This is a genomic window from Brachybacterium sp. AOP24-D1-21 (assembly GCF_052378665.1).
Taxonomy (GTDB): Bacteria; Actinomycetota; Actinomycetes; order Actinomycetales; family Dermabacteraceae; genus Brachybacterium.
Genome location: NZ_JBQSXX010000001.1, coordinates 2895435 through 2907541 on the forward strand (window position 1 = coordinate 2895435; position 12107 = coordinate 2907541).

8 protein-coding genes and 1 tRNA gene are annotated in these 12107 nt (G+C 70.7%); 7 read left to right on the forward strand and 2 right to left on the reverse strand.

Annotated features, from left to right (window positions below):
• Window positions 1-102: 102 nt before the first annotated feature.
• From fdnG to nrfD, 3 genes are read left to right on the forward strand one after another with little or no spacing between them, the layout of a single operon-like run.
• Window positions 103-3399: a formate dehydrogenase-N subunit alpha gene (gene fdnG / locus ACT3UF_RS13030; protein ID WP_441445081.1), complete on the forward strand. Its 3297-nt coding sequence runs from the start codon at window positions 103-105 to the stop codon at window positions 3397-3399.
• Window positions 3396-4397 carry a 4Fe-4S dicluster domain-containing protein gene (locus ACT3UF_RS13035; RefSeq protein WP_441445082.1) on the forward strand — a complete coding sequence of 334 codons (1002 nt, stop codon included), beginning with the start codon at window positions 3396-3398 and terminating at the stop codon, window positions 4395-4397. The genes fdnG and ACT3UF_RS13035 overlap by 4 nt, the downstream gene beginning before the upstream one ends.
• Window positions 4394-5509, forward strand: coding sequence for an NrfD/PsrC family molybdoenzyme membrane anchor subunit (gene nrfD, locus ACT3UF_RS13040; RefSeq protein ID WP_441445083.1), 1116 nt, complete (start codon window positions 4394-4396; stop codon window positions 5507-5509). Before ACT3UF_RS13035 ends, nrfD begins: the two co-directional genes overlap by 4 nt.
• Before the next feature lie 63 nt (window positions 5510-5572).
• On the opposite strand, the gene selD is transcribed toward nrfD, so the two are convergent.
• Complete coding sequence (gene selD, locus ACT3UF_RS13045) at window positions 5573-6598, reverse strand: selenide, water dikinase SelD (RefSeq protein ID WP_441445084.1); 1026 nt, start codon at window positions 6596-6598, stop codon at window positions 5573-5575.
• A 75-nt stretch (window positions 6599-6673) separates the two neighbouring features.
• Here selD and ACT3UF_RS13050 point away from each other — a divergent pair.
• The 3 genes from ACT3UF_RS13050 to selB all read left to right on the forward strand — a co-directional run bounded on the left by ACT3UF_RS13050 (window position 6674) and on the right by selB (window position 9957).
• A tRNA-Sec gene (locus ACT3UF_RS13050) sits at window positions 6674-6768 on the forward strand.
• Window positions 6769-6826: 58 nt separating this feature from the next.
• Complete coding sequence (gene selA, locus ACT3UF_RS13055; RefSeq protein ID WP_441445112.1) at window positions 6827-8170, forward strand: L-seryl-tRNA(Sec) selenium transferase; 1344 nt, start codon at window positions 6827-6829, stop codon at window positions 8168-8170.
• Window positions 8170-9957: a selenocysteine-specific translation elongation factor gene (selB, locus tag ACT3UF_RS13060; RefSeq protein ID WP_441445113.1), complete on the forward strand. Its 1788-nt coding sequence runs from the start codon at window positions 8170-8172 to the stop codon at window positions 9955-9957. The genes selA and selB overlap by 1 nt, the downstream gene beginning before the upstream one ends.
• A gap of 91 nt (window positions 9958-10048) precedes the next feature.
• Here the strand turns inward: selB and ACT3UF_RS13065 are convergent, their stop codons facing one another.
• Entirely contained in the window at window positions 10049-10525 is a 477-nt protein-coding gene (locus ACT3UF_RS13065; RefSeq protein ID WP_441445085.1) for a hypothetical protein, read from the reverse strand.
• Window positions 10526-10682: 157 nt separating this feature from the next.
• Between ACT3UF_RS13065 and ACT3UF_RS13070 the strand changes: the two genes are divergently transcribed.
• The gene (locus tag ACT3UF_RS13070) at window positions 10683-11981 is read left to right on the forward strand and encodes a WXG100 family type VII secretion target (protein ID WP_441445086.1); all 1299 of its coding nucleotides are present in this window, start codon (window positions 10683-10685) and stop codon (window positions 11979-11981) included.
• Window positions 11982-12107: the final 126 nt, after the last annotated feature.

Here is a 12107-nt window from a genome sequence, read left to right on the forward strand (position 1 = left end):
CCTGGTCCAGGGCCATCTGCCCAGGTGAGAAGGTATGAACTTGGCAGCGGGCAACTGTGGTGAGGCGGCCCGCCGCGGGCAGGCGGTAGGTAGGATGCCGATATGGCTCGCACAACGTTCCTCGACTGGCCGGTGATCCGGCAGCTTCGCGGGGCAGATCCGACAGGCCGCGGCAAGGCGGTCACCTCGGCGAAGACCCGCACCACCGCCCCGCGCACCGCTGACGTCGACGGGGTGGCGGACAGCGTCTGCCCGTACTGCGCAGTCGGCTGTGGCCAGCGTGTCTTCCACAAGGACGGCAAGGTCATCCAGATCGAGGGCAACCCGGATTCCCCGGTGTCCCGCGGTCGCCTGTGCCCCAAGGGCGCCGCCAGCGAGCAGCTCGCGAACTCCTACCTCCGCCAGACGAAGGTCCGCTATCGCCGGCCCTACGCGACCGCGTGGGAGGATCTCGAGCTCGAGACGGCGATGGACATGATCGCCGACCGCTTCATCGCCTCCCGCCGCAAGCACTGGGAGGACGAGGACGAGCACGGCCGGCCTCTGAAGCGCACGATGGGGATCGCCAGCCTCGGCGGGGCGACCATCGACAACGAAGAGAACTATCTGATCAAGAAGTTCTTCACCGCGGCGGGCGCCATCCAGATGGAGAACCAGGCCCGCATATGACACTCCGCCACGGTTCCCAGTCTGGGAACCTCGTTCGGACGTGGCGGTGCCACGCAGTCGGTCCAGGACTTCGCCAATGCGGACCTCATCGTCATCGAGGGCTCGAACATGGCCGAGGCCCATCCGGTCGCCTTCCAATGGGTGATCGAGGCGAAGAAGCGCGGTGCGCGGGTGATCCATGTCGATCCTCGCTTCACGCGCACCTCGGCGAACGCTGATCGGCACATCCCGATCCGCTCCGGCACCGACATCGTGCTGCTGGGCGGGGTGATCCGGCATGTGCTCGAGAACGATCTGTACTTCAAGGAGTACGTCCAGGCATTCACCAACGCCTCGACGCTCATCTCCGAGGAGTACGGGGACCCCGAGGACCTCGACGGCCTGTTCTCCGGCTACGACCCGGAGACCTCGACCTATGACAACAGCAAGTGGGCGTACGCCGGTGATGAGGACAGCATCACCCGCGGGATGCCCGAGCGTGACGAGACGATGCAGCATCCGCGCAGCGTGCTCCAGATCCTGAAGCGCCACTACGCCCGGTACACCCCGCAGATGGTCCAGGACACCTGCGGCATCGCCCCGGAGGACTTCGAGTACCTGGCCACCGCGATCGCGGAGAACTCCGGGCGCGAGAAGACCACGATGTTCGCCTACGCGCTGGGCTGGACCCAGCACCAGGGCGGGGCGCAGATGATCCGCACCTCCGGCATCCTGCAGCTGCTCATGGGCAACATGGGCCGCCCGGGCGGCGGCATCATGGCACTGCGCGGCCATGCCACGATCCAGGGCTCCACGGACATCCCGACGCTCTATCACATCCTCCCCGGCTACCTGCCGATGCCGAAGGTGGGACAGGACGACTTCGCCGAGTTCACCCGCGGGATCGGCAAGAAGGAGCAGAAGGGCTTCTGGGCGAACGCGGACATCTACACCATCAACCTGCTCAAGGCATGGTGGGGCGAGAACGCGACGGTGGAGAACGACTGGGGATTCCATCACCTGCCCCGGCTGACCGGTGCCCACGGCACCTACCAGACCACCATGCGGATGCTCGAGGATGGCGTCGACGGGTACTTCCTCTTCGGCCAGAACCCGGCCGTCGGCTCCGCGAACGGGCGGCTCCAGCGCCTGGGCATGTCGCATCTGGAATGGATGGTGGTGCGGGACTTCTACATGATCGAATCCGCCACCTGGTGGCGCGACGGTCCGGAGATCGAGTCCGGGGAGCTCACCCCGGAGCAGATCGCCACCGAGATGTTCTTCCTGCCGGCGGCGAACCACACGGAGAAGGCGGGCTCCTTCACCCAGACTCAGCGCATGGTGCAATGGCGCGACCAGGCTGTCGAGCCCCCGGGTGACGCGCGCAGCGACCTGCAGTTCATGTACGACCTCGGCTGCCGCATCCGGGAGAAGCTCAAGGACTCCACGGACCCTCGTGACCGTGCGATCCTCGACCTCACCTGGGACTACCCGGTCAACGACCATGGTGAGCCCGACGCCGAGTCGGTGCTGGCCGAGATCAACGGCCGCCACCTCACCGGGGAGAAGGCCGGGCAGCCGCTCGCCGCGTTCAGCGAGATGAAGGGCGACGGCTCCACGATCGGCGGCTGCTGGATCTACACCGGTGTCTACGCCGAGGGCATCAACCAGGCCCGCCGCCGCACGCCCGGCCAGGAGCAGGATGAGACGGCCGCCGAATGGGGCTGGGCGTGGCCGGCGAACCGCCGAATCCTCTACAACCGTGCCTCGGCCGATCCCCAGGGCAGGCCCTGGAGCGAGCGGAAGAAGCTGGTGTGGTGGGACGAGGAGGCCGGCCGGTGGACCGGGAACGACGTCCCCGACTTCCCGCTGACCAAGCGTCCGGACGATCCGGGGGATCCCAGCCAGGGTGGTGCCGCGGCGCTCTCCGGCACCGACGCCTTCATCATGCAGTCCGACGGCCGCGGCTGGCTGTTCGCCCCCACCGGGATGGTGGACGGCCCGATGCCGACGCACTACGAGTCCCCGGAGTCGAACATCCGCAACCCGCTGTATGCGCAGCAGTCCAACCCCACCCGGGTCACCTTCCGCGATGAGGACAACCTCAGCTCGCCCGGGGCGATGGGGCCCGGCGGCGAGGTGTACCCCTACGTGTTCACCACCTACCGGATCACCGAGCACCACACCGCCGGCGGCATGAGCCGCTTCCTGCCCTACCTCTCGGAGCTGCAGCCGGAGATGTACTGCGAGGTCTCCCCGGAGCTGGCCGAGGAGGTCGGGCTGGAACCCTACGGCTGGGCGACCATCATCTCGGCGCGCAGCGCGATCGAGGCGAAGGTGCTGATCACCGAGCGGATGACCCCCCTGCAGGTGGGGGAGCGGACGGTCCACCAGATCGGGCTCCCGTTCCACTGGGGCCAGGGCACCGAGGCGATCATCAGCGGTGACGGCGCCAACGACCTCATCGGGATGAACCTCGACGCCAACACGCAGATCCAGAACAGCAAGAACAACTCGTGCACCCTCCTCCCGGGACGCCGCCCGCGGGGTCCGGAGCGTGGGAAGCTGGTCGAGGAATATCGTCGCCGCGCCGGCCTGGTCGTCTCCGAGCACCCGGCCGTCGACGGCGCCGAGGGTGCCCCGGGTGCCGGGCCCGCCGACGGCTCCGTCCCGCATGAGGTGCGAGGGCCGGAGGAGGCCAGCGCGGTCCCCAGCGGAGAACGCTCGATGAAGGAGATGAAGAACCGATGAGCCTGCTCTCCGGACCTGAAGGGCCCGCCGCGGATGCCGGCTGGGCGCACGAGCACGTGCGCAAGGGCTTCTTCACCGACACCTCGATCTGCATCGGCTGCAAGGCCTGCGAGGTGGCGTGCAAGGAGTGGAACCGCAATCCCATCGACGGCAACCTGGAGATCCTCGGCTCGAGCTACGACAACACCGGTGAGCTCGGCGCCAACACCTGGCGCCATGTCGCCTTCATCGAGCAGGGGCAGGAGCGGATCGAGGAAGCCCGGGAATCGGGCCGCAAGCTCGTCAGCCTCGGCATGCCCGGGATCGGCCCGAAGCCCTCGGGCCGCCGCGGCGCGACTCCGGCCGGGGATCTGTCGAGCACGGACCGCACCCCGCCGGACACCCCTGAGTTCCGCTGGCTGATGTCCTCGGATGTGTGCAAGCACTGCACCAACGCCGGCTGCCTGGACGTCTGCCCGACCGGCGCGATCTTCCGCTCCGAGTTCGGCTCCGTGGTGGTCCAGGAGGACGTCTGCAACGGCTGCGGCACCTGCGTGAGCGCCTGCCCCTTCGGGGTCATCGAGCGCCGCGACGACGGCACCATCTCACCCTTCGCGCATCGCGGGGACAAGGTGGATCGGATGGGCACCGCCAGCAAGTGCACCCTCTGCTACGACAAGATGGTCGACGGGCAGGAACCCGCCTGCTCCGCGACCTGCCCCACCCAGTCGATCAAGTTCGGCGATCATCCGGACCTGACCACGGAGGCGCAGCAGCGCGTCACCGACCTCCACGAGCGCGGCATGACCGAGGCCCGCCTGTACGGCGCGAACCCCAAGGACGGAGTCGGCGGCACCGGCTCGGTGTTCCTGCTGCTGGACGAGCCCGAGGTCTACGGGCTCCCACCGGACCCGCAGGTCCCCACCAAGTCCCTGCCCGCCACCTACGCCCGGGTGGGCATCGCCGCTGCGGGCATGGTCGCCGTGGCCGCGCTCTCGTTCCTGGGAGGGCGCCGATGAGCATCACCGAGTTCGATGCCGACCGCCCGCCCGAGCTCCCGCGGAAGCGTCGCCGGGGCGGGGGACGGCGCCGCCGCAGCCTCACCGAGGTCGGGATGGGGGACGGCTCCCGCGAGGGCGCCGTCGTCGAGGACGTCGAGTTCGAGCGGTCCGATGAGTTCGACTCCTATTACGGCCGACAGGTCGTCAAGGCTCCGCCGTGGAAGGAGCCGATCGCGATCTACCTGTTCCTCGGCGGGGTCGCCGGCGGCTCCGGTCTGCTCGCCCTCGGCGCGCAGTGCACCGGCCGCCCGCTGCTGCGCCGCAACTCCCGCCTCATCGCCCTCGGCGCGGTGGGTGCGGGCACCGTCGCACTGATCGAGGACCTCGGCCGCCCCGAGCGATTCCTGAACATGATGCGCACCGTCAAGGTGACCTCCCCGATGAGCCTGGGGACCTGGATCCTCGGCGGGTTCGCGACCTTCTCCGGAGTGCTCGGCGCGATCGAGGTGGATCGGATGACGGGGGAGAGGCTCCCGTTGGGAGTGCTGCGTGACCTGCTCAGCGGGCTCGAGGGTCCCTCCTCGCTGGGTCAGGGCGTGCTCGCGCCGCTGCTGGCCTCCTACACCGGCGCGCTGCTGGGCAACACCGTCGTGCCGACCTGGGAGGCGGGCCGCGAGCACCTCTCCTACCTCTTCACCTCCTCCGCGAGCCTCGCCGCCGGCGGAGCCGCAATGCTCACCAGCCCCGTGGCAGAGGCCGGTCCCGCCCGGCTCCTCGCCAGCGCCGGGGTGGTGGGAGACGTGATCTCCATGCACCTCATGAAGGAGTCGATGCATCCGCTGGAGGCCGAGCCGCTGGAGACCGGGCGGGCCGGGACGCTGCTGAAGTGGTCCGAGCGCCTCGCGATCGCCGGCGGCATCGGCACCCTCCTCGGCGGCCGCAACCGGTACCTCGCCGCCGCGAGCGGCGTCGCGCTGCTGACCTCCTCCGCGCTGACCCGCTTCGGGGTGCTGTACGCGGGGCTGGAGTCCGTGAAGGACCCGCGCCGCGTCATCGAGCCGCAGAAGGCACGGCTCGCCGCGCGCCGCGCCACGGGCAACACCGACGACTCGATCACCACCGCCGGCTGAGCTCCGGCGCGGGAGTTCCCGGCGCAGGAAATGTCAGCGCAGGAATCCTCAGTGCAGGAGTTCTCAGCGCACGTCGATGCCCGAGCCCTCCACGGTCTCGCCGATGATCGGATAGCCGGGGACCTCACCGATCACCAGCAGCCCGCCGGAGGTCTGCGCGTCGGCCAGCAGCAGAAGATCCTCCTCGGTGATGCCGGCCCCGGCGCGCAGCCCCCTGCTGGCCTGCACCCACTCGAGGTTCCGTCGCGTCCCACCGGAGACGTAGCCGTCGCGCAGCGCCTCGGCGGCCCCGTCGATCAGCGGCACCGCGGCACGGTCGATCACCATGCCCACCCCGGAGGCGCGACCCATCTTGAACAGGTGTCCCAGCAGACCGAATCCGGTCACATCGGTCGCCGCCTTCGCGCCGGCGGCGAGTGCCGCCTTCGAGGCATCGCGGTTCAGGGTCGTCATGGTCTCGATCGCCGCGGAGGAGACCTCACCGGTGCTCTTCATCCGGTTGTTCAGCAGGCCCACGCCGAGCGGCTTGGTGAGCGTGATCGGCAGTCCTGCCTCGGCGGCGTCGTTGCGCAGCAGACGGTCCGGGTGCGCGGTGCCGGTGACCGCCATGCCGTACTTCGGTTCCGGATCGTCGACCGAGTGCCCGCCGATGACCGGCACCCCTGCCTCCTGCGCGATCGCAAGACCGCCCGCGAGCACCTCCTGCAGCAACTCGTAGGGGAGCACCCCGCGGGGCCAGCCCACCAGGTTGATCGCCACCACCGGGTCGCCGCCCATCGCGTAGATATCCGAGAGGGCGTTCGCGGCGGCGATGCGACCCCAGTCGAAGGCGTCATCGACCACCGGGGTGAAGAAATCCGCGGTCGAGAGCACAGCGGTGGTGCCATCGGGCCCGCCGATCCGCACCGCGGCGGCGTCGTCACCGTCCTCGAGGCCCACGATCACCTGCTCGTACTGCTGCCCGGAGAGTGCGGAGACGACCTCCTCCAGCTCACCCGGCGGGATCTTCGAAGCGCAGCCGCCGCCGTGCGCCATGGTGGTCAGACGGATCGCGGGCTGGGACACGGGACGGATCAGGTTCTCGTTCATGCATCGAGCCTATGTCGCCGCAGACGCCCGTGCGGGGCGAGTCGTCCCTGGTCCGGCGGTGATAGCTTGGTGCGCGGAGGCGTACGTGTCCTGGTGGGCGCCCCGGTCTTCAAAACCGGTGAGACCGAGCATCTCGGTCTGGCGGGTTCGATTCCCGTCCGCCTCCGCCATGCATTCGCCGCCCCCGCAGGTGGCACCGCCCCGTCGGCACCAGGAGGTCCCGTGCCCATGCCCGTGCCCCCGCAGCCCGGCGAGGAGAGCCCGGACCCGCGTCGTCGGATACCGCGCACCGACCAGCTGCTGGCCCATCCCGACGTCGTCGCCGCGACAGCGACCTTGAGCGAGCTCGTGGTGGTCGGCATCGTGCGCGCGGTCCAGGACCGCGCCCGGACGGGTGAGATCACCCCCGAACAGGTGCAGGAGGAGATCCTCGCGGCCCTTGGAGGTCGTCCCGCCGGGTCCTCGCGCCCGGTTCTGAACGCGACCGGGGTCATCGTCCACACCAACCTCGGCCGAGCGCCGCTCTCCGGGGCTGCACGCACCGCGCTGCAGGATGCCGCCGGATACACCGACGTCGAGTTCGACCTCGGCACCGGTGCCCGCTCCCGCCGCGGCGCCGGGGCCCGGGCGGCGCTGCTGGTCGCCTGTCCCGAGGCCGAGGACGCGCTCGTCGTCAACAACGGCGCGGCCGCACTGCTGCTGGCCGTCACGGCACTGGCCGGGAACGGCGAAGTGGTGCTCAGCCGCGGGGAGATGATCGAGATCGGTGCCGGCTTCCGCCTGCCGGACCTCATCACCTCGACCGGCGCGAAACTCCGCGAGGTCGGCACCACGAACCGCACCCACCTCGCCGACTACACAGGAGCGATCGGCCCCGGGACCGGCTGCGTGCTGCGCATCCACACCAGCAACTACCGAGTCATCGGCTTCACCTCCGAGGTGGGCCTGCGCGAGCTCGCCGGCCCCTGTCACGAGGCGGGCGTCCCGCTGATCGCGGACCTCGGCAGCGGACTGCTCGCCCCCGAACCGTTGCTGCCGGAGGAGCCCGATGCCGCCACCGCCCTGCGCGGGGGAGCGGACCTGGTGATCGCCAGCGGGGACAAGCTGCTCGGCGGCCCCCAGGCCGGGATCCTGCTGGGCAGCGCCGAGATCATCGCGCGCCTCGCCCGGCACCCCCTGGCCCGGGCCGTGCGCGCGGACAAGCTCACCCTCGCCGCGCTCGAGGCGACCCTCGGAGGGCCCGTCCCCCCGGTGCTCGAGGCGCTGCGCCAGGACCCGGCCGCCCTGCGCGAGCGCACCGAGCGCCTCGCCGTGCAGCTCGGCGGGCGCGTGCTCGCCCACGAGGGCCGGGTCGGCGGCGGGGGAGGAGCCGAGGTCCCGCTGCCCGGCTGGGCGCTCGCCCTCGAGCCCGAGCTCGCCGCCCCGCTGCGCACCGGTGAGCCGGCGGTCGTCGCCACCGTGCGGGACGGCGACTGCCTGCTGGACCTGCGCTGCGTGCCCGCCGCTGAGGATGCGCATCTCGTCCTGGCCGTGGCCGCGGCCCGCGGGCGCCTGCAGCAGACTTCTCGATGATGCAGGTCATCGCCACCGCAGGTCATGTCGACCACGGCAAGTCCACCCTCATCCGAGCTCTCACCGGGATCGAGCCGGACCGGCTGGCCGAGGAGAAGCGGCGCGGGCTGACCATCGACCTCGGCTTCGCCTGGACCGCGCTGCCCTCGGGCCGAGAGGTGTCCTTCGTCGACGTCCCCGGTCATGAGCGCTTCCTCGGCAACATGCTCGCCGGCCTCGGCCCCGCCCCGATCGTGTGCTTCGTGATCGCCGCGGATGAGGGCTGGCAGGCTCAGTCCGGCGACCACCGGGATGCGATCGCGGCGCTCGGCATCGACCAGGGCCTGATCGTCATCACCCGCATGGACCTCGCCCCCGACCGGGTCGAGCAGGTCATCGCCGAGGCCCGCAGCGAACTCGCCGGAACCGGCCTCGCAGGCGCGCCCGCCGTCGGCATCTCCGCAGTCGCCGGGCAGGGCCTCGACGAGCTGCGCACGCTGCTGGATGCCGCGGTCGGCTCCGCCCGCGAACCCTCCACCGCGCAGCGGGTGCGGCTGTGGGTGGACCGTGCCTTCTCGATCTCCGGAGCTGGCACCGTGGTCACCGGCACCCTCGCCGCCGGCACCCTGCGGCGCGAGGACCGCCTCACCCTGTGCGGCGCTGATCGCAGCGGAGAGGTCGTGGTGCGCGGCCTGCAGAGCCGCGGCGGCCAGGTCCCTCAGCTGGGACCGGTCAGCCGTGCCGCGGTGAACCTGCGTGGGGTGAGCACCGAGGAGATCGGTCGCGGCGACGTGCTGCTCACGCCGGACACCTGGGAGCTCACGCATCTCCTGGACGTGCGCCGCAGCACCGGGACATCCCTCGAGGACGCCCCGCAGCAGCTGGTGGCCCACATCGGCACTGCCGCAGTCGGGGCGCGGGTGCGCCCGCTGGGGCCCGACCACGCGCGTCTCACCCTGGACCGCCCGCTCCCGCTCCAGCTCGGGGACCACCTGGTGCTGCGCAGCAGCGGCAGCCACTCGGTGCGCAACGGCGTGCAGGCGCTCGACCTCGACCCTCCCTCCCTCGAGCGGCGCGGCGACGGCGCCCGGCAGCGCGCAGTGCTCGAACAGATGCCGCTCGGCGGCGACCTCGCCCTCGAAGTGCGACGCCGCGGCGCGGTGCGTGCCTCCCTCCTCCTCCGCTACGGGATGACGCTGCCGGTCCCGCTGCCGGAGACGGTGCACCGCCACGGGGACTGGCTGGTGGATGCGGAGGCGAGGACGGGCTGGGCGGAGCAGCTGGGCGAGCGCGTCGCTCAGCAGCGTCGCACCGATCCGCTCACCGCTGGGCTGCCGCGCAGGGCCGCGATCGATGCGCTTGCGCTGCCTGACGAGGCGCTGCTCGACCTGGTGGTGGCTGCTGCCGGACTCGTCCAGCACGAGGGTCGGGTGCGCGATGCGGAGTCGGGCCAGGATCTCGGCGCTGCCGAGGCTGGCGTCCGCACCCTCGAGGAGCGGCTCGCGCGATCACCCTTCGCCGCGCCGGAGGCCGACGATCTCGCCGCGCTGGGACTCGGGCCGAGAGAGCTCGCGGCCGCAGCCGCGCAGGGACGGCTGCTGCGCCTGCCGGACGAGGTGATCCTGCTGCCCGCGGCGCCCGCGCTGGCGATGCGCGCCCTCGCCGCGCTGCCGCAGCCCTTCACCACGAGCGAGGCCCGGCAGGCGCTCGCGACCACTCGCCGAGTCGCGATACCGCTGCTCGAGCATCTCGACAGCCGCGGCTGGACTCGCCGCCCGGATCCCGGCCACCGCGAGGTCGTGCGCTGAGCTGTGCGCTGAACCGGGCAGCGCAGCATGTGCCGGGCCGTCTCCGCAGGTTCGAGGACGGAAACGGTCGTCTGCGGGGGCCCGCCTTGCCTCAACGCCGTGCGGCGAGCCACTCCTGATGAGCGTTGAGCAGAGCGTTCTGGGCCCTGCTGTGGTCGGCCGGGGTCAGCAGCGCGGCAGGTGAGGTCGGAGACTCCCAGATCGCCCTGACCTCGACCTGCCGGCCGTCGTGCAGCTGGGCGATCACGACGGTCCGGGGGCTGCCGGGCGGGGGAGGCAGCAGCTGATGGACCTGCTCCCAGCGCAACGACTGCGCAGCCTTGAACGCCCCGCACCAGCTGAAACCCTGCCCGTCGATCCGCAGCCCAGAGCGCTGCACCGCCCAGAGGATGAACACGCCCGCGCCGATCGCCAGCAGCGAGGGGAGGAACAGCATGAGGAAGCCGGCACTCTCCAGGGCCCACGTCAGGATGATCGCCGTGATGCCGGCTGCGATCCCGATCAGGATGACGAAGGGTCCGACGGCGTAGTTCACCTTGGCGGCGACGCTGCGGATAGTGATGCTCAAGAGGGTTCTCCGACGTGAAAGGGGACGGACCCGGCCACACTACTGTCCCGGTGCTGAACCATCGATCGTCGGCACATGGGGAGTTGTCCCCATGGGCACGGCGATGACCACTGGGTAGCCTCGTGATGTTCGGGGACCAGAAGTGAGGACGGGCGGCATGGCGGGTTTCTACGGCAGCGACACGGATCAGCTGCGACAGCACGGGGATGCATCCCGGCAGGGTGCGCAGGCCCTCATCGAGCTGACCGAGCGGGTCACCGCTGCGATCGATGCGGCAGCCTGGATCGGCGCCGACGCAGACGCCTTCCGTGCCGAGTGGCACGGGACGGTCAAGCCCGGACTCCATACGCAGGCGGACACCCTCCGCGGCAAGGGCGACCAGCTCGATCAGCACGCCGAAGAGCAGGACCAGGCGTCGGCAGTGGACGGCGGCGGCGGTGGCCTGCTCGACCTGATCGGTGATCTCCACGTCCAGCTGCCCCTCCTCGGAGGCCCGCTCATCGGCCTCCCGCTGACCCCTGACGTCATCCGTGACCTGGCCGACGGACTGGACGACTGGTTCACCGGTGGGGACGCCGAGGGTGATCACCACATGTACGGCTCCGGGGAGGACTTCGGCGAGGGGCAGGTGGCCGCCGACGGACGCCCGGTCGGCCAGTCTGACGCAGGAGGCTCCCACTGGGACGGCAGGGAGATCGACAACGAGCGAGGGTACTTCGACGGCTACGCCGAGACCCGTGCGAGTGCGGGCGCTCACGCCACCCAGGACGAATACGGCAACTACACCGCGAGTGCAGGTGCTCGGGCCGGCGCCGAGGTCGGCTTCGACGAGATGGTCTACGGCCCTGACGGCAAGCCCCTGATCTCGGCCGACGGACGCATCGGCGCGGAAGCCTATGCTGAGGGCGGTGCCAGCCTCGGCCCTGACGGGGCGAGCGCCGGCGTCCGCGCCGGAGCGGGGGTCTACGGCGATATCTCGAACACCTTCCACGGGCCGATGGGCTCGAGCTACGAGATCGGTGTCGAAGGCTATGCGGGCGCCCACGCCGAGACCAACGCCTACGCGAACCTGACCCGCAACGAGGACGGCCAGGTCAACGGCGCTGAGTGGGGCGCGGGAGCTGAGGCCTTCGCAGGCGCCGAGGGTGCGGTGAAGTTCGAGCGGACCAGTCCCGGAGGCTGGTTCTCCAGCGAGGGTTCTGTGGGCGGCCAGGCAGGTTTCGGTGCTGGCGCGTCGACCGGCGGCTCCGTCTCGACCGATGAGATCTCCTTCGGCCTCGGTGGCGAGTTCGCCGTCTACGGGGGAGGTACCGGTAACCTCTCGGTCGCGATCCACCCCAACGCCATCGTCGACTCCTTCACCCCCGGTGACTACAACATCGATGACGCGCTCGGTGATGCCTCCGGAGCAGCTCGCGATGCCGGACATTGGGTGGCGGACCGGTGGCCCTTCTGAGCGCTCCTCGGTGACGACGAGACCGGGCAGGGGAGTTCCCCCCATGGGCATCTCCGCACGGGAGATATAGGCCCTTCGGAACGGGCGAGTACGACCTCGAGAACATCATCGACGACGCCTCCGGCA